Below are 18,089 nucleotides of genomic sequence, written 5' to 3'. Positions count from 1 at the left end.
TGTGTTTCAGGAAGGCACAGCAGTGCGGCGGCTTCCTCGATGTGCGGGGCTCGCGCCGTCGAGTCCGCTGGAAGGGACTAGGGCAGACACCCTCTAGCTCGCTGCAGGTGCGCCCTGGGTGTGCGCCGGGGCCGAGTGGCGACGGCGCTGGGTGAGCGCGATGGCGATCGTGGGGATCAGCGTGAGAGCGGCGATGGCGGTGCCGACGGCGGCCGGACCTGTGGCTCCCAAGGGCGATTCGAGAGCGAAGCCCGCGATCCAGGAGCCGATGGCCGTGCCGAGATTGAACGCCGAGACGGTCAGGGCGGAGCCCAGGGTGGGGGCCTTGCCTGCGAAGCGGACGGCCAGGGAGATGAGCACCGGGTTGGCGCCGAGACCGAACAGCCCCAGCAGGGCGACCAGCACCATCGTGGGCGCGGCGTATCCGGACAACAGGCAAATCGCCAGCAGCAGGACCGTGGTCACCGCGGGCGCCACGATCGTCGTCAGGTACGGCCGGCGGTCCCCGAGACGGCCTCCCACCAGGAAGCCTGCCAAGGCGCCGACACCGAACCCGACCAGAACCAGCGGCACCAGACCGGCGGCCAGACCCGCCCGGTCGGTCAGCAGCGGCGAGATGTAGGTGTACGTCGACAGCACGCCGCCGGCGGTGCTCACGCAGGCCGCAAGAGCGAGCCACAGGCGGCCCGAGCGCAGAGCGGACAGCTCGGAACGGACCGAGACCGCCTGGTCGCCGCCGGTGTCGCGCGGAACCTTCCGGGCGATGAGCACCATGGCGGCGGCTCCCAGGACGGCGAGCGCCCAGAACGGCCCCCGCCAGCCCATCAGCTGCCCGGCGAACGCACCCAGCGGTACACCGACGACGTTGGCGAGCATCGCACCGGCACCCACGACACCCAGCGCGCGAGAGCTCGCGGCCGGGCCGGCGGCGCGTGCGGCCACCACGTTGGCCACCGCCCAGAACGCGCCGGTCGCCAGAGCGGTCAGGAACCGGGCACCCAGGATCAGGGCGAAACTGGAGCCGAGGGCGACGACGACGTGCCCGGCCACGAAGATCCCCAGCGCCATGACCAGCGTCAGCCGCGCGGGCAGCCGCAGCGTCAGCATCGCCATCAGCGGCGCGCCGACGATCATCCCGACCGCGAAGACGGTGATCAGCAGTCCGGCCTGGGCCACGCCGACCTGCACGTCAGCGGCGATCTCCGGCAGCAGGCCCGCCACCACGAACTCGGTCGTGCCCATCAGAAACGTGCCCAGGGCCAGCACGTAGACGAGGAGCGGAAGCCGGGCGGGCGGCAGCTTGTGGCTGCTGCTCCGCATCTCGGCAGGGGCGTGGAGGGTGTCTCCTCGCGTAGTCATTCTTCTACTCCGCAGCTGGTCGAAATCGGGGGTGGAGGCCAGCGTTGTGGCAGCTGGTCACGCCAAGTTGCAGGCAAGCGGGCAAGCCGCCTGCAGAGGTACTCACGGTCAGGCGAGGTTCTTGGTGAAGAACTCGTCGAGCCGGTCGAAGGGGATGAGGTCCTTGCGGTCGTACAGGTCGACGTGGTCCGCGCCGGGGACGATCACGAGGTCGGCGGCGTCGGGGGCCTTCGCGTGGACGTCCTCGGAGTAGTAGCGGGAGTGCGCGTCGGCGCCGGCCACCAGGAGGGCCTTGCGGGGCGCCAACAGTTCGATGTTCGTCGTCAGCGGGAAGGCGAAGAACGACATCGGCGTGGTCGCGGTCCACGCGGTGGTGGAGATGATCGAGCGCGGGTGGTAGCCGCGCTCGGTGCGGTAGTAGTCGAAGAAGATCTTCGTGATCGGGTCGGCGTCCGCCGGGAGGGCCTTGGGCAGAATGAGGTTCGAAGGGGCGACGTTGCCGTTCTCGTCGAAGGGCACCTCGTGGGATCCCCGCGCGAAGGTGCCCTTCTCGGCGTCGATCCAGCGCTGCCGGCTGAGGTAGTCCACGACCTTCTGGCGCTGCTCGCGCGTGTAGCTGTCCCTGTACCCGCGGGACATGCTGCGCGACATGTCGTACATCGAGGACGTGGCGACCGCTTTGATACGGCTGTCCGCCGCCGCCGCGGTGAGCGCCATACCGCTCAAGCCGCAGATGGCCTGCGCGCCGAGCCGATCACGGTCGACGATCTTCTGCACGCCGAGGAAATCGACGGCGGCGCTGTAGTCCTCGGTGAAGATGTCGGGCGAGCCCACATCGCGCACCGTGCCGCCACTCTCCCCGGTGAAGGAGGGGTCGAAGGCGAGGGCGACGTAGCCGCGGCGGGCGAACTCGTTGGCGTAGAGCCCCGAGGACTGTTCCTTGACCGCGCCGTACGGGCCGCTGACCACCAGGGCGGGCAGCTTGCCCCTGACATTCTTCGGCACGTAGAGGTCTGCGGCGACCTCGATGCCGTAGCGGTTCCTGAACCGCACCGAGGTCCGCCTGACGTTCTTGTCCAACGCGAAGGTGTAACCGCCCTTGGCCGTGGCCCTGCCCTGGCCTGTGGCGCCTGCGGCACGGCCGGTCTCCGCACCGAAGGAGGGCAGAGCCGTGAAGGCGGCGGCGCCGGAAGCGGCGATCAGTCCGAGCGTTTTGCGACGTTCCATTTCAGTGGACCTCATATTCGATCGGGGGGAAAGGCGCAAGGTCGGTGGTGTCGTGACCGAGACGCGATTCCAGGAGACCGCAGCTGCGTCAGGCGCGGCAGGCTGCGTTTATGGGGGGCACAAGCTCGACCCCCCTTTTCCCGGGGTGAGGGTCGTAGCGTGGATGGCATGGAACGCCTCCCCGACCACCGCGCCGACATCCGTGACTTCCTCGCCACCCGGCGCGCCAAGATCACGCCGGAGGAGGTCGGGCTGCCCACAAGCGGGCGGCGCCGGGTTCCGGGGCTGCGGCGCGAGGAGGTCGCTGTCCTGGCCGGTGTGAGCACGGAGTGGTACACGCGGCTGGAGAAGGGCCACATCGCCGGTGTGTCCGAGGACGTCCTCGACGCGGTCGCCCGCGCGCTGCAGCTGGACGAGGACGAGCGCATCTACCTGTTCGACCTGGCCCAGGCCGCACAGCCGCCCAGCCGGACGCCGCGCCGCCGCAAGGCCGTCGACATCCCGCCCCGCGTCCAGTGGCTGCTCGACTCCATGACCCTGTCCGCGGCGTTCGTCACCAACGGCCGCCTGGACATCGTCGCCACCAACGCACTGGCCCGTGCCCTGTTCGCGCCGCTGTTCGACAGCGAGACGGACAGACGCGGCCGTCCGAACTTCGCCCGGTACTGGTTCCTCGACCGCGGCGCACCCGACTTCGTCGCCGACTGGGAGGGTGCTCTCGACGTCACCGTGGCACTGCTGCGCGCCGAGGCCGGCCGCTACCCGCACGACAAGGCGCTGCGTGAACTGATCGGTGAGCTGTCCACGACGAGCCCCGAGTTCCGCACCCGTTGGGCCGCCCACGACGTACGCATCCACCACGGCGGGGTCAAAGAGTTCCAGCACCCTGACGCCGGCCCCCTGAAACTCGTCTACCAGCCGCTGGTCCTGCCCCTTTCCCCTCGTGAGGTGCATTCCCTGACCATCTACACGGCCGAGCCGGGCACCCCCGACGAGGACCGGCTCAAGCTTCTCGCCAGCTGGGCGGCAACTCGGCTCCAGCGAGGAGAGCCCACCGGCGACAGGGAACAGCACTGAAACCCATCACGGAAGACACCTCGTCCTGTCGTGCAGCGCACCACCCCTTTCGCGATCCCCGCGGCGGATGCGCTGGCGTCATCCGACGGACACGACGTGATGGTGGTGCACGCCTACGCCCGGAAGCCGGGGGCGGGCGACGGCCCTCGATGCCCTGATCACTGCTGCATGTTGAGCTCGTTCGGTTAAGGCAGGGCCATCAGGCGTCGGCAAGCCTTCGCGGTCAGGAGAGAAGGAGAAGTGGCGCACTGGCGAAGAGCGCGGCGAGCACGGCAGCACGCTTGTCCAGATCGCCGACCGCCTGGCACCGCGTCATTGAAGGGCGGCAGGCAGGACCGTTGCGCGGTCCTGCCCCTGCGCATCGTGGTCTTACCGGGGCAGGATCTGCTCGTCCTGGTAGAAGACGCCGGTACCCGCCTCGGCGGGCAGGTTGACGACGTGCTTGATGTGGCCGTGCCCTCCGCGACGGGACGGCCACCCTCGCCACCAACAGCGGGTCGCCGTCCAGCCCGGACTCGCGGCACGGACAGCGCGTTGAGAGCCGCCTTGGACGTGCCGTAGGCAGGAGTGCCGGCCCCCATGCGCGCCAGCGAGGCAGCCTCGCTGGACACGTTGACGATGCGGGCACCCTGCGCCTTGCGCAGCAGCGGCACAAATGCCTGGTGACGCGCCACGTGCCGAAGAGGTTGATCTCCACCGGCTTCCGTTCATGATCCACGTGCTGGCGCCCCCTTTCATTCAGGCCGGCACTGGGAAAGGGGCCCGATGTGGCACTGCTCGACCGTCGGATTCTGTTGGCCGACCCGGAACATTTACCAGCTCCGCTCCACCGTCCACCCAGGCAACTCCGGCGGGCGGACGCTGCTGACCGCCGACGGGCGGGTGCACGGGATGGCCTTCGCCCGCTCCACCTCACACCCCGACACCGGTTACGCGCCGGCCGCGAATCAGCTGCCTGCGCGCCATCGCCCAGCGGGGCGCGCAGGCCGACAAGCCGCTCGCGACACGGCCAACGGCCGCATGACCTCGCGCCGTGCGCCCTACGCCCCCGCGCCCATCACGTGAAGGACCATATGAACCACCCGAACCCGCCCCCGTACCGACGTCGGCGCCTCCGGCTCCACGCAGCGCTGCTCATCGGCACCGGGCCGCCGCCCTCGGCGCGATCGGCTATTTCGTCGGCACCGCCGCGGACACCACGGACGGCTACGGCATCAGCGTCGCGGCCAGGGGTGTCGACCAGACCGGAGCCGCATGGAGCGCCGCGTCCGGCGCCAACTACCGCGCTACCGACCGTTCCCAGGACCACCCCATCGACCGGATAGTGGTGCACGTCAGCGAGTCCGCCCAGCCGGTCGCCGAGCAGGTCTTCCAAGACCCCGGTCACAGCGACCGCGGACGAAGGGATTCGAGCCGCTGCCGAAGCGGTGGTTGATCGAGCGGACCTTCGGCTGGCTGATGCAGCACCGCCGTCTGGCACGGGACTACGAAGCCCTGCCACAGAGGTCCGGGACAATGATCCACTGGGCAATGGCTAACAAAATGTCCCGCGAGCTGACGGGAGAATCCGCACCAACCTGGCGAATCGAAACGGACATGCCCGTCACACCAGCATGAACGTTGATCAGTCGACGAGTAGATCCAGCATTCAGGAGAGCACCCCAACACCGCTTCCGCCTGGACTGCTACAAGCGCGGCAGGCAAAGCCACGGATGGCACTGCGAGATTGCTCCAGAACACGACGGCGAGTTCGTCCGCCTTGAGTGCGGCGAACGTGCGGTCCTCCTGGAACGACAGCACCATCGCTGCTTCGCCGACGGCATCCAGTAGCCGCGATCGCCCCTGGGTGCGTTCCATACATCTTGCCAACGCACAAAGTGGACCCTTACCTGCCTCAACCATGTGCCCATACGAACCTTCTCTGCACCCGTCAAGTCGTCGGCCCTCTCGGGGTCTCCGTAGGACTCGCCGAGAATCGGGCGGATACGGTTGAGTAGCAGGCCGTCGACGTCCTGCCCGTTGTAGGCCAGGTAGGCCCTTGACAGCAGTTCTTCCTCGGCACTCACGACGGTCTCCTGGCCTTCGGATCGCCGGCCCGGCTCGTCCGCAGCTGCCGTCACAGGCTCAGCAGCAGGTCCCGGACCGCAGCGGGCTGGGACAGGAACGGGTGGTGTCCGGCGTCGAGTTCGACGATGCTGCCGGCCCGACGGGCGAACTCGCGCTGCAGCCGCGGCGGGGTGCCCCGGTCCTGGGCGCAGATGAGGTACGTAGAGGGCAACTGCTGCCATGCGGCCGCCCCGACCGGCTGCCCGGTCACCTGCACGCTCTGCCGGGCGAGGTGGGCCGCCGCCTGGGCCTGGACCTCGGGATCGCAGTCCTGCAGGAATGTATCCACGAGCAGCTCGGGGCGGACCCCGAATGTGCCGGCGTCGGGGTCGACGTCGAGAAATGGGGCAGGGCTGCCGTCCCCGAACTCCGACAGGCTCTGCCCGACCTCGGGCAGGTAGCTGGAGACCAGCAGCAGGTGGCGTACTGACCCGATTCCCGCGGCGGCTTCCGCGGTGATGATGCCGCCGTAGCTGTGGGCGACCACGATGGTCGGCTCGTCGCTGTCCTGCAGCACCTGCCGCACAGCGGCAACATCCTCGGGCAGCCCCGGACCGCCGACGCCGCCGGGCAGGCCCGCCTCGCCGCAGCTCGGCAGCGCCGGGGCCACGCTCGGCACCCCTCGCTCCTGCAGCAGCTCGGCGGTGCGGTGCCACCACCACGACCCGTCCCGCACGCCCGCCCCATGCACGAACACGACCCTCATCGCTACCTCCACGTCTGCCGTGACTGCCCCCCTGCCGACGATAGACGTAATAGCCGTTACGTGAAAAAGTGAGGCGGTGGGTAGACGACCGCAACCGCACATCAAGGAGAGGCTGCTCGATGCCTGCGCTGACCACGCCCTCGCGCACGGCCTCCCCGACCGGCTCGAGCCGCTGGCCACCGCCACCGGCACGTCAGCCCGCATGCTGATTTATCACTTCGGCACCCGCGACGCACTGTTGCGGGCCGTCCTCGGGCACGCACGGCAACGTCAGCTCGACACATTCGGCGACCTCCTGCGGGTGCGACCCGACGAGCCGTACACGGCCACCCTGAACCGCGCCTGGACCTCCATCACCGGCCCGGACGGGCAGCCGTACCTGCGGATGTTCGGTCAGCTGCGCGAGAGCGCGGAGCAGCAGTTGTGGCCCAACTTCCGGCGCACCGCGACGACCGACTGGCTCGGGCCGCTCGAGGACGGCCTGCGCAGCATCGGCCGGCCGGATCTCGCGACGCTCGTTCTCGCTGTCATCCGTGGTCTCCTCATGGACCTCGACGCCACCGGCGACACCACCCGCACCGACCGGGCCTTCCGCGACTTCCTCGGCGCAGTCGAGCACCTGTCCAGGGGCTAGGCTCAGGCACGATTCTCCTCGTCCCAGATGGTGTCCCGCCGGGCGGTGTAGCAGCAGGTCTCCTCTCGGTCAGACCGGCGGACCGGAGGGTTCCTGCACGTTCCACGCCACGGCATGGTCGACCTCGGCATGCTCGACTTCAGGCAGACAACTGGGCTACGGGGTTAGCGATCCCACGATCCCGTCACTCAACGATTTCTGCATTGACGACATCGTCATCAGGGCCTTCGATGGCGGCAAGGGGCGGCAAATGCCGCAGTTGGCCAAGCAGAGGAATCTGAAGAGGTTCAGGGTTCTGTCATGCCGCTCACTGGTCTCGCCGGGTTTGAGGGCTTCGAGCAGGAGCAGGGCAAACACCCGACGATCTGGCAGATCACCGTGCGTAGCGCCAACGGCCACGTCCACACGCACTGCACCCGCTGGGACCCCCGACGCGACCGCGACCGTGGCACCGCACGGATCCCCACTTCAGCAAGCACGATCCGCTGCCCCCGGGACGGGGCCGGCGCTGAGGAGTATCAGGTACAAAACCCCGACACCGGCGATGTCTTCGATCGCGCTCGGTGTACACACTGCGGGCACTCACGGGGCCTCGACCCGGGGGCGCCAACGCCTCGTGCCGCGACTGCGGCGGGTCCGGAGATCCAGGGGCTAAGCCGCTGACGGCTCTCCTGGCACCGCGTTGCGCGTGTATCGACACTGCCGGGCCCTGACCGTCCCCAGCCATCCGGCCGGATCTGGCCTGAGCTGTCCGCAGTATGACTTTCGGGACAGCCGCCTTGCTTGGCAACCGACGGCCGTCCCGGGCTCCTCATCCCTTACGAGACGAGAGAGATTCCAGTATGGACTCCGCCCTGCCCTTAGGCACCGGTTCCGCACAGCGCGCTCTGCTCCTGACCACGCTCGCCGCCGTGCCGCTGACCGGCTGGAGCCTTCACGCCGTCGCCCTGCACCGGAAGCTGGCGGCTTGCTGACTTCAGCCGCACGCCCGTCGCCACCCGTAAAAACCTTCGCGCGTGCCGCCGTCCGGATGATGAGGTGGCACGGTGATGAACCACGATGAGGCGGCAACTGTCCGGCCGTTGACACTGGCTTGGGTGAGCCGGCACCTGGAGGCCGGCGAGCGGATCGTCAAGGCCGTGGCGCTGCACGGCGGCATCACCGCCGAGATGCGGAGGCTGACCATTGGGACGCGGGACGGAGGCACCCGTGACCTGGTGCTGCGGACCTACGTCGACCCGTTCTACCTGGAGCACGCCGAGGGCGGGCTGTATGCGGAAGCTGGCGCCCTGACCCTGCTCACGGGGACCGGCGTGCCGGCTCCTTCACTGGTCGCGGTTGATCCGACCGCCGCGCAGTGCGAGTTTCCGTCGCTCCTGATGACACATCTGGCGGGCCGGACGGTCCTCGACGATCAGGAAGTGGAGACGCGTGTTCGCCTGCTGGCCCGCCAACTCGTGGCGATCCACGCGTTACGACCCGTCGAGCGGCCCCGAAAATATGTGACGTTGACGACCGCCGACACCGTCATCGTCCCGAAGGGCGCCGACGCGGCCGTATGGAGCGAGGCGATCGACGTGATCCGCAAGCCCGCGCCGCCCTGTGAAGGGCGCTTCCTGCACCGGGACTTCCAGCCCGGCAACGTGCTGTTCGACGTACCGCCTTCAAACCCGGAAGATGCCCGGATCACCGGCGTCGTCGACTGGGCAGCGGCCTCCTGGGGTCCGGTGGATCTCGATGTGGCGCACTGCTCCGTCAATCTCGCGCTGCTGCACGGCCCGGCGTGGGGTATGCGGTTCGCCGAGGCGTACGAGGAGTCCCGCGGGGTACTGGCCGCGACGGCGAGCGAGCGGCTGTACTGGCGGGTGCGGGACGCGCTGGCCGCCTCGGAAGAAGTGCGGTCGGTGTCCCAGCCATGGCGGGAGGCTGGGAGGGCGGAGCTGACGACGCGATCCGTGGAGGAGCGGCTGGATGCCTATGTCACCGCCTTGATGGACGCGCCGGGCTGACACTGGGACCCAGCAGCAGATGCCCGGAATCGAGCGAGACGTACGACCTCATGCCTCGCATGGACCGAGACTGCCTCGGCTTCAGCGAGACAGGACATCCTCGAGACCCGGCCGCTCTGAACCCGCCAGTGCGAGGCCCCTCCGGGCCGATGCTCCTCACTTCTCAGGCTGCAGTGAGCCTTTTCCAATCTGACGGCGGCGGTGATGTGTTGGAGGTTGCCAGCTCCGCGGAGCAACGAAGGTCCTGGTAGACGGGTCGTCGACCATGAACATCCGTGTGCTTCAGGAGCTTCACGTGCTTGCTCACCCCTCGTCGATCGATCTGTCCAGCCGCACCCTGCACTTCCTGACCAAACGGCTGCGCGCCCGGCAACGAGAGATCGGGACTCGGTGGCGACGCCTACCTGTCGGCGGGCGTCAGGCCCTGCGATGCGTACGTGAGGTGATCGACGTCCTGGCCGCCGCCGCGCCGACCCTGACCGAGGCAACGAAGACCATACGGGCGCAAGCCTTCGTAATCCTGGACGGCACCCTGCTGCCGATCGACCGGATCGCCGCCGACACCCCGTACTACTCGGGAAAACACAAACGCCACGGCATAAACGTCCAGGTCCTCACCGATCCGTTCGGCCGACTGCTGTGGGCCTCGCCGGCATTGCCCGGATCGACCCATGACCTGACCGCCGCCCGGTACCACGGCATCATCGACGCACTCGCCGAGGCCGACGTGAAGTGCTGGGCGGACAAGGCTTACCAGGGCGCCGGTCGCCCGGTCCGGGTGCCCTTCTGGGGCCGTCGGCTCAAGCGCTGGAAGCGGCGGCACAGCAGTAGCCACGCCAAGATCCGCTGCCTCGTCGAACAGGCCATGGCCACACTGAAGGGCTGGCGCCTTCTGCGGAAACTCCGCTGCAGCACCAACCGGATCACTGACATCCTGAATGCCGTCGTCGTCCTTCACCACGCCTCAACCTGAGGCTAGAAAAGACTTCATGAGTTTTGACATCTTCGTATGCCGGTTCGACAACGGTGAGCCGACGCCGCTGGACATGCGTACTGCGCAGGAGGTCCTCAACCCCTATGTGGTGGCACGGGACTCCCGGACGAACTTCCTGCAGGTGCGTACGGCGGAGAGGGAGGAGGCGTGTGTGTTCTTCTCCAGCCCGGGCAACATCACCTTCAATCGCTTCGGAGGCAACGGCATCATGGACCTCCTGGCCATCCTGCTACGCCGGCTGGATGCCGTGCTCGTCGTCCCGGGCGGACCAACCATGATTCAGCGGGACGAGGACCGCGACCTTCTGCCTGCCGCCCTCAAGGACGAGTGGCCCGTCATCGTGGCCCGTACCGGCGCGGAGATCGATCGGGCGATCCGGGCTTCCTGAAGGAACGGACGAGGGGCCCAATCCCTGGTGCGTGCCACCGGGAACAACCTCGTGAAGACCGTTCTTGTCCTTCACCAAGCCTCAGTCTGAGGTTGGAAAAGGCTCAGGGCCTGGACGGAACGGTGGATGCCGCGTTTGAGTTTCTTCTGCGTGAGTTCGGCGAACCACCGTTCCACCAGGTTCAGCCAGGACGAGCTATTGGGTGTGAAGTGCAGGTCGAATCGAGGGTGGGCCAGCAGCCGCTTCTTGACCTCGGGTGCCTTGTGGGTTGCGTAGTTGTCGAGGATCAGGCGCACCTCGAGGCCGGCTGGTACTTCCTTGTTGACCTTGGCCAGGAACTTCTTGAACTCGACTGCCCGATGGCGGCGGTGCAGTGAGCCGATCACCTAGCCGGTTGCCACTTCCAGCGCCGCGAACAGGGTGGTGGTGCCGGCACGGATGTAGTCGTGGCTGCGGCGTTCCGGGACGCCCGGCATCATCGGCAGCACGGGCTGGGACCGGTCCAGGGCCTGGATCTGCGACTTCTCGTCCACGCAGAGGACCAGAGCTCGCTCCGGTGGGTCCAGGTAGAGGCCCACGACGTCGCGGGCCTTGTCGATGAAGAACGGGTCCGTGGACAGCTTGAAAGTCTGTGAGCGGTGGGGGGCGAGCGCGAACGCCCGCCAGAACGACGAACCTCCGACTCAGGTCACTAGGCACGGTCCGGGCCCAAGGCGTCGCGGACGGCGGCCAGAATGGCCTCGGTGTCGGCGCCCAGGGCGCGGGCGGAAGAAGTGAAGTCACGGGCGAGAGTAGCCAGTTGGACAGCATGCGGGCGGGCCGGGCCGATGGGCGGCGCCGCCACCCGGGTACCCGCCCCCCGACGGGTGCGGATCAGCTCGCCAGCCTCCAGCTCACGGTAGGCGCGGGCGACGGTGCCCGGTGCCAGCCCGAGGTCCGTGGCCAGCTGGCGCACGGTCGGCAGCCGGTCACCCTCGGCCAGCCGCCCGGTGACAATCAGTGCGGCGAGCTGCGCGCGGATCTGCTCGTACGGCGGGACCTGGCTGGTGGTGTCGACGCGGACGGCGGCCTCACTCATCGTCGTAGGACCCCTCTGCCGCCGCTTCGTCGGCGACGGCCCGCGGTGCCACCACGGTGGCCAGGGACCAGACGGCGGTGAACAGGTTCAGCAGGGCCAGCGGGTAGAACACCCAGAAGGTGAGCACGCCCAGCGCGCCGGAGCAGCCAGTCTCCGTCAGCGCGAGGGAGACCATCAGCACGGCGTACAACTGCTGGCTGGACACCAACAGGCCCCAGGCGCCGGTGACCGCCCACGCGCGGTCGCGGCGCTGCTGCTCCTCACCCGGACCGTGGGCGATGCGGCGCAGGGCCCAGACGCAGGTGGGGGTGGCTATGGCGAGCGCGCCGAACATCGGCAGGGTGTAGTACAGGCCGGGCCAGGGGCCAGTGGTCGCCCGCATCCCATTGCAGGTGAGGGTGAGGACCTTTCCCATGCTGAAGACGCGGTCGGGGTCGACGGAGGCCGTGGCGGCCGTGATCACCAGCAGGACGACGAGGGAGAGCCCCTGGAGGGCGATCAGGGGACCCATGTGCGGCGGCACATGGTCTCTGACCAGGCGTGGTGCGAGACTCGCGGTGCGTACCGCCTCCTGGGGGCGCAGGGTCAGGGCGTCGGCGAGCAGGACACCCGCCACCGCGCACAGGCCGAAGGCCGTGAGGCAGAACACGACGCGCTGCTCGAACTCGACGTCCCCCAGTGTGGACAGCGCCTGCGCGACCACGAGGCCGATGGCCAGACCGGACCAGCGGGCGTAGTGGTCGGCGTGGTCGAGCAACCGGTACTGGGGCGGGGCGGTGTCGAGCATGCGGAGATCCCCCGGATCATCTTGTATCAAGCAGTGAGTACAAGGTGCCGTGGCTGGGGATCTTGTGTCAAGCATTCGATACAAGGCGGCGCGAGGGGAAGACGGGTTCCGAAGCGGTGCGGTTCCCGTGACGCGCGGACGGGGAGGCGGTCGGTTCGAGGGGGAGGCGGTCCGCGGTGGGTACGGCGTGGTTCTAACCGGTGGGGGTGATTCCGAAGACGTATGGGTCCCTAGCCCTCGCCGGGGTGCGGTACCACAACAGCGACCCTCTCGATGTCCTGCACGCTCGCCGCGTTGACCAGGACCGTCAGCAGCAGACCGCCCGTGTCGATGACGATGCCCCATCCGAGGCTTTCACCCCCCGCTGCTCGGCACTCGTCATGCTCGACGGCAACTGACCCACAGACGAAGGAGACGGCCAGTCATGATTCAGCGCTTCGGACGCCCCGGCCTGCTGGGCACCATCGCAGACCGGGTCACCCAGCTCGCCGAGCTCAAGGCGCAAGGGGTGCTCAGCGAGGAGGAGTTCGCCGCCGAGAAGGCCCGCATCCTGAACTCCTGACGCCGGGCCCCGGCGTCCGGCGCCCCCTGTCCCGCCGACCGAACCCCCGTCGAACCACGCCCGCCGAGCTCCGGCCAAGGACGCCCTGCCCCCGCAAGTCCACTCTCTTCCTGCGTGCCCCGTTGACAGGGCGGGCCCCGCGCTGGCTTCATGAGCACGTCCATGGAAGCGCTCCCACGCCCGTCGCGCCGGACGTCGCTCCGGGCTGTCGACGCTTCCGCGTGGGCTGGTGTCACGCCGCGCCGGCCCCGTCGCACGAGCCGCGCATCTGCACCGTTCAGCACCCGCACGCCGCACTTCCGCACGAGCCGCACCCCCGCCCCGTCGACCCGGTCCGGCGTGTCATCCGCCGGGCCGGTACGACCACGGGCACCCCACGCCGCCCGCCGCACCGAAGGACGATCCGTTGCGACTGCCCTCCCTTCCCCACGCGTTCCACAGATCGATATCCCGCCACTCTCCGCCGAGCACCACCGGCCGCTCCCGCCTGGGGGGCACCCTCGCCGGCGTGGCCGCGCTGCTCGCCGGCGGACTCATGCCCCTGGCCGCCACCCCGGCCCAGGCAGCCCCGGCGTTCGCCTACGGCGAGGCCCTGCAGAAGTCGCTCTTCTTCTACGAGGCCCAGCGCTCGGGCAAACTTCCCGAGGACAACCGTGTCTCCTGGCGTGGCGACTCCGGCATGGACGACGGCAAGGACGTCGGGCTCGATCTGACCGGCGGCTGGTACGACGCCGGCGACCACGTGAAGTTCGGCCTGCCGATGGCCTACAGCGCCACGGTGCTCGCCTGGGGCGGTATCGAGCAGAGGGATGCCTACGCCGCGTCCGGGCAGCTGGCTCGTCTGAAGGACAACCTGCGCTTCGTCAACGACTACTTCGTCAAGGCCCACCCCTCCGCCAACGTGCTCTACGGGCAGGTCGGCAACGGCGGCGACGACCACAAGTGGTGGGGCCCCGCCGAAGTGATGTCCATGGCCCGGCCCGCGTACAAGATCGACGCCTCCTGCCCCGGCACCGACCTCGCCGGGCAGACGGCCGCCGCGATGGCGTCCTCCTCGATGCTCTTCACCGACGACGACCCGGCGTACGCGGCGAAGCTCCTCACCCACGCGAAGCAGCTCTACTCATTCGCCGACACCTACCGCGGCAAGTACAGCGACTGCATCACAGACGCGAAGTCGTACTACAACTCCTGGAGCGGCTACCAGGACGAGCTGGTGTGGGGCGCGATCTGGCTCCACAAGGCCACCGGTGACGCCACCTACCTGGCCAAGGCCGAGACCTACTACGACGGCCTGTCGAGGGAGCCGCAGACCTCCACCCGCTCATACCGGTGGACGCTCTCCTGGGACGACACCTCGTACGGCTCGTACGTGATGCTCGCCAAGCTCACCGGGAAGCAGAGGTACATCGACGACTCCAACCGCTGGCTCGACTGGTGGACGACCGGGGTGAACGGCGCCAAGGTGGCGTACTCCCCCGGCGGCCAGGCCGTGCTGGACTCCTGGGGATCGCTGCGTTACGCGGCGAACACGGCCTTCGCCGCGCTCTCCTACAGCGACTGGCTTTCCGGTGACGCGACTCGCAAGGCCCGCTACCACGACTTCGCGGTACGCCAGATCAACTACGCCCTCGGGGACAACCCGCGCAAGGCCAGCTATGTCGTCGGCTTCGGCGCCACCCCGCCCACCAAGCCGCACCACCGGACCGCGCACGGGTCGTGGACCGACCAGATGACCAACCCCATCGAGACTCGCCACGTCCTGTACGGCGCACTCGTCGGCGGGCCGGGCGCCGCAGACGACTCCTACACCGACGACCGGCAGAACTACGTCAACAACGAGGTCGCCACCGACTACAACGCCGCCTTCACCGGTGCCCTCGCCCGGCTGTACGCCGAGTACGGCGGTGCCCCGCTCACCTCGTTCCCCCGGGCCGAGACACCGGACGGGCCCGAAGTGCTGGCCCAGGCGTCGGTGAACGCGTCCGGGGCGAACTTCACCGAGATCAAGGCGTACCTGGTCAACAAGTCGGCCTGGCCAGCCAGGCCGCTGGCCAAGGCCTCGCTGCGCTACTACTTCACCTTGGAGCCTGGGGTCTCGCCGGCAGACATCACGGTGACCACCAACTACAACCAGTGCGGCACGGCCTCCGGCGCCAAGCAGTACGAGGGGGACGTCCACTACATCAGCGTGGACTGCTCGAACACCGTGATCGCCCCGGCCGGGCAGTCGGCCTACCGCAAGGAAGTGCAGTTCCGGGTCGCCTCCTCGGGCACCTGGGACCCATCGAACGACTGGTCGTACGCGGGCTTGCCGACGACACCGGGCTCCACCCCGGTGGACGCGCCGAGGCTGGTGCTGCTAGACGGAACGTCACAGCGGTGGGGTGAGCTGCCCGACGGCGATCCCGGTGAGTCCCCCTCCCCGACCCCGACTCCCACGCCCACTCCCACGCCGACCCCGCCCCCCACTCCGACGCCTACGCCGACTTCGACTCCGTCCGCCGGTGCCGGCTGCTCGGCGACCTACAAGGTCGGCTCGTCGTGGGGCAGCGGGTTCACCGCCGACGTAACCGTTAAGAACACCGGCAGCACAGCTGTGGACGGCTGGCGCCTCAATTGGACCTTCAGCGGTTCCGAGAAGGTGACCGGCGCCTGGAACGCCACCGCCACCCAGTCCGGAACTCTCGTGACCGCCACCGACGCCGGTCACAACGGGAAGGTCCCGCCCGGCGGTTCGGCCTCGTTCGGCTTCCAGGGATCGGGGGCACCCGGTTCCGCGCCCACCGGGTTCACCCTGAACGGCGTCAGCTGCTCCTGACGACCTGAACCACGTGGGGCGGAGGCCGTTCCGTCGGCCTCCGCCCCGCACGATCGCGGTCTCAGGGCATGCAGTGCCCCAAGCCCGCGTAGTCCCGCCCGTGAACGGGCTCCGCACCCAGGTCGCGTAGCGTGCCTCCGGGAGAGCCGGACAGGATATGCAGCACTTCAACCCAGACGAGTGGACACGCAGCCCGACCCGAGGCGCCTGGCGGGGGAGAACTCCTGCAGGAAGGTCAGGAAGGTCCAAGGACTCCTCTGCGCCAAGACCGAGTGTGCCGCTCAAGCCGCGCCAGTGTGGACCGTTCGGAGTTTCTTCCAGGTTCCTCCCGGAAGATCCAGAAATACGCCTGAGACCGACCAAGCACAAAGGCACCATCCCCGCATGCGCGGAGAACAGGTCAAGATCATTTTTGCCCAATTGGGCAACCGCCGGATCGTCCCCACGTGCACGGGGAGCAATGTCGTGGTGAGTGGCTGTACCCGCCTGTGACGTGCGGTGGTGAGTGGCCGGCCGGAAAACTCACCACGCCCCGGGGCCTACTCACCATGGCAGGGTCAACTCAGCGCGAACCCGCAACGACGCGATGAGTCCGGAACAGAGTCGTACCGGCTCGCTCAGACCAAAGCCGGGCAACAGCGCGGCTGGAAGCCATGGACGCGAGATCAACAGCTTCCCTGGCAAGCTGGGAGCATGGTGTCCCCCGACGATCAAGAACTGAGCGTGGCCATCAAGAATGCCCGCTCTCCGGCCTGGTCGGTTCGAGCCGCAGCCGGGCGGCAGCTCGCGATATCGGACAGGATCCACGAGGTGGCAGACGTCCTCCACCATCTCCTCCTGGACACGTAGGACACTGCCGTGACGTCGCAGACAGCCGAAGCACTGCTGGCACGCAAGGACACCGTTGGCCTACGCCAAGTCCTGCTGGCCAGGAGCTACGCTGCCGAGCCCTCGACGGCAGACGAGATCCAAGCGGCACTGAACTGCGACCCGGACTGGATGACGACCGAGGGCGCAGACCGATTGATCAAGCAGCTGCGGGAGCTGGTGACGGATGGCGATGACGGTGTCCGCGACGAGGCCCAAAGGATTCTCGCAGGCATACGGCCGCGCGAGGAATGGGCACGAGGCCCGGACAACGACACTCTCTGATTCGGCACGGCTGGCGGCACCCTCGAAGTCATCGAGCGAGCCGAACGCCCGGTATACAGAACAGGAAGGGAGCCAGATACCCGCGAGCTCCCGAACCCGCCCACGGCGCGGCCGGCCAGCCGCCGCGAGGATGCGCGGAAGAGGATCTAAGGGAGCGAGCCCGACGTCAAGGCTGCCAGGCACCGGTACGCGGGCGCTGATTGGTGGGCCGCTGGACGGGCAGCGCCTCGATGTCACCGAGTGGAGCGTGCAGCAGCTGCTGGACGGCGCGGCGCTCATCACCGAGCTCGGCGCCCGCGGGCCCGGCGGGCGAGCCGACTACGAGGGACAGCCCGGCAACCCGGGCCGGCTCCACTGGGCGACAGCGCCTGACGCACTGTGCCGCACCGAGGGGTTAGCCCCTTGCAAGTCGCCGCGACCGCCCGCGAGCACCGCCACCCCTACCAGTTTGACCGCCACGGCACCATTGCCGACCCGTTCACCGGGGTGGGACCGTGGCCGATATGGTCGACACTCGCTCGCGAGGTTACGAGACAGCCGCCCGCAGGATGTTCTGGTCCGGCCTCGCCCTGTTGCTGCTAGGTCTAACCGCTCTCGCGGGCGCGCGGACGGACGGCGCCCAATCGTGGGTATGCAACCCGGGCTGCCACCTGACGGAGAACACGGCGTGGGAGATCATCAGAACGCTGGGTGCGGTGGGCGCCGGCCTGGGCGCGCTGCTTTGGGCCACCGCCGTGCTCATGGCCACCCTCCGCCGCCCGCCGAAGCCTCCCTCGTCGTAGCGCAAGCGTGCGCCGGCCCGACCCGCCCGCCTCCCGTGCCATCGGGCAGGGAGCAGCAGCATCCCCTGCGCCCGGGCGTCCAGAAAATCCGCGCGAGATCGCTTGCACGGACAAGTTCGACGCGCTTTCCCCCGCAAGGAGCTGTCCCATGGTGGCCGCCCGCCTCCCGCGGGCGGCGGGCGCAACCGTGCGCGCCTGATGCTGGAGTAGATGGTGGGCGCCCCGTTCGGTGTCTGGTTCTGCGGCGCCCATTGGGCCGCCGCAGTCCCCCGTGAGGCCAGCGCAGCGCCGCCCCGCCGGTCGCGCATGGCCCTCGCTGCGCCCCTGCGGCCGACGGTCCGACACCGGCCTCAGGGAACATCGGCACAGCGGTTAGCGGCAGCGTGGTTCCGGTTCGGGGCTCTCAC

General features: G+C 68.7%; 16 protein-coding genes and 2 pseudogenes. 10 read left to right on the top strand and 8 right to left on the bottom strand.

The features are described from left to right. Positions 1-93: 93 nt before the first annotated feature. Entirely contained in the window at positions 94-1,359 is a 1,266-nt protein-coding gene (locus OG379_RS39125) for an MFS transporter (protein WP_405668211.1), read from the bottom strand. A gap of 108 nt (positions 1,360-1,467) precedes the next feature. After that, positions 1,468-2,586 (bottom strand): alpha/beta hydrolase, encoded by a 1,119-nt coding sequence (locus tag OG379_RS39120; protein ID WP_405668209.1) that lies wholly within the window; start codon positions 2,584-2,586, stop codon positions 1,468-1,470. 168 nt (positions 2,587-2,754) lie between these two features. Here OG379_RS39120 and OG379_RS39115 point away from each other — a divergent pair, with 168 nt between their 5' ends. Continuing rightward, positions 2,755-3,663, top strand: coding sequence for a helix-turn-helix domain-containing protein (locus tag OG379_RS39115; protein ID WP_405668207.1), 909 nt, complete (start codon positions 2,755-2,757; stop codon positions 3,661-3,663). A 185-nt stretch (positions 3,664-3,848) separates the two neighbouring features. Here OG379_RS39115 and OG379_RS39110 read toward each other — a convergent pair whose 3' ends face one another. Beyond that, positions 3,849-4,316, bottom strand: a complete 468-nt coding sequence (locus OG379_RS39110; RefSeq protein WP_405668820.1) for a hypothetical protein — start codon at positions 4,314-4,316, stop codon at positions 3,849-3,851. A gap of 745 nt (positions 4,317-5,061) precedes the next feature. On the opposite strand from OG379_RS39110, the pseudogene OG379_RS39105 reads away from it, so the two are divergent. Then, positions 5,062-5,280: pseudogene (locus tag OG379_RS39105) on the top strand (transposase); the annotation flags it as partial. Positions 5,281-5,779: 499 nt separating this feature from the next. Here the strand turns inward: OG379_RS39105 and OG379_RS39100 are convergent. Next, on the bottom strand, positions 5,780-6,475 hold the full coding sequence (locus OG379_RS39100) for an alpha/beta hydrolase (RefSeq protein WP_405668205.1): 696 nt from the start codon (positions 6,473-6,475) through the stop codon (positions 5,780-5,782). 76 nt (positions 6,476-6,551) lie between these two features. On the opposite strand from OG379_RS39100, the gene OG379_RS39095 reads away from it, so the two are divergent. The 5 genes from OG379_RS39095 to OG379_RS39075 all read left to right on the top strand — a co-directional run bounded on the left by OG379_RS39095 (position 6,552) and on the right by OG379_RS39075 (position 10,500). Continuing rightward, positions 6,552-7,109 (top strand): TetR/AcrR family transcriptional regulator, encoded by a 558-nt coding sequence (locus OG379_RS39095; RefSeq protein ID WP_393766915.1) that lies wholly within the window; start codon positions 6,552-6,554, stop codon positions 7,107-7,109. A gap of 842 nt (positions 7,110-7,951) precedes the next feature. Then, the gene (locus OG379_RS39090; RefSeq protein WP_405668203.1) at positions 7,952-8,083 is read left to right on the top strand and encodes a hypothetical protein; all 132 of its coding nucleotides are present in this window, start codon (positions 7,952-7,954) and stop codon (positions 8,081-8,083) included. A gap of 75 nt (positions 8,084-8,158) precedes the next feature. Then, positions 8,159-9,118 carry a phosphotransferase family protein gene (locus OG379_RS39085; RefSeq protein WP_405668201.1) on the top strand — a complete coding sequence of 320 codons (960 nt, stop codon included), beginning with the start codon at positions 8,159-8,161 and terminating at the stop codon, positions 9,116-9,118. Positions 9,119-9,413: 295 nt separating this feature from the next. Beyond that, positions 9,414-10,091: a transposase family protein gene (locus OG379_RS39080; protein WP_405668199.1), complete on the top strand. Its 678-nt coding sequence runs from the start codon at positions 9,414-9,416 to the stop codon at positions 10,089-10,091. Between the two features lie 16 nt (positions 10,092-10,107). Beyond that, positions 10,108-10,500, top strand: a complete 393-nt coding sequence (locus OG379_RS39075) for a hypothetical protein (RefSeq protein WP_405668197.1) — start codon at positions 10,108-10,110, stop codon at positions 10,498-10,500. 104 nt (positions 10,501-10,604) lie between these two features. Here OG379_RS39075 and OG379_RS39070 read toward each other — a convergent pair. From OG379_RS39070 to OG379_RS39060, 3 genes and pseudogenes are all read right to left on the bottom strand, one after another. After that, a pseudogene (locus tag OG379_RS39070) lies at positions 10,605-11,165 on the bottom strand (IS630 family transposase); the annotation flags it as partial. A 26-nt stretch (positions 11,166-11,191) separates the two neighbouring features. Further along, on the bottom strand, positions 11,192-11,578 hold the full coding sequence (locus OG379_RS39065) for a GntR family transcriptional regulator (protein ID WP_405668195.1): 387 nt from the start codon (positions 11,576-11,578) through the stop codon (positions 11,192-11,194). Further along, positions 11,571-12,365 (bottom strand): hypothetical protein, encoded by a 795-nt coding sequence (locus tag OG379_RS39060; RefSeq protein WP_405668193.1) that lies wholly within the window; start codon positions 12,363-12,365, stop codon positions 11,571-11,573. Before OG379_RS39060 ends, OG379_RS39065 begins: the two co-directional genes overlap by 8 nt. Positions 12,366-12,789: 424 nt before the next feature. On the opposite strand from OG379_RS39060, the gene OG379_RS39055 reads away from it, so the two are divergent. The 3 genes from OG379_RS39055 (at position 12,790) to OG379_RS39045 (ending at position 16,900) form a co-directional block, all read left to right on the top strand. Next, complete coding sequence (locus OG379_RS39055; RefSeq protein ID WP_405668191.1) at positions 12,790-12,927, top strand: SHOCT domain-containing protein; 138 nt, start codon at positions 12,790-12,792, stop codon at positions 12,925-12,927. A gap of 508 nt (positions 12,928-13,435) precedes the next feature. After that, the gene (locus OG379_RS39050; protein WP_405668189.1) at positions 13,436-15,748 is read left to right on the top strand and encodes a glycoside hydrolase family 9 protein; all 2,313 of its coding nucleotides are present in this window, start codon (positions 13,436-13,438) and stop codon (positions 15,746-15,748) included. Between the two features lie 858 nt (positions 15,749-16,606). Then, positions 16,607-16,900 carry a hypothetical protein gene (locus OG379_RS39045; RefSeq protein WP_405668187.1) on the top strand — a complete coding sequence of 98 codons (294 nt, stop codon included), beginning with the start codon at positions 16,607-16,609 and terminating at the stop codon, positions 16,898-16,900. 166 nt (positions 16,901-17,066) lie between these two features. On the opposite strand, the gene OG379_RS39040 is transcribed toward OG379_RS39045, so the two are convergent. Continuing rightward, on the bottom strand, positions 17,067-17,255 hold the full coding sequence (locus tag OG379_RS39040) for a hypothetical protein (protein WP_405668185.1): 189 nt from the start codon (positions 17,253-17,255) through the stop codon (positions 17,067-17,069). Between the last annotated feature and the right edge of the window lie 834 nt (positions 17,256-18,089).

This window comes from Streptomyces sp. NBC_01166 (assembly GCF_045039765.1).
In the GTDB taxonomy this organism is placed as follows: domain Bacteria; phylum Actinomycetota; class Actinomycetes; order Streptomycetales; family Streptomycetaceae; genus Streptomyces.
Note: the sequence above shows the minus strand (reverse complement) of the source record. Positions and strands in the feature narration are given on the sequence as shown.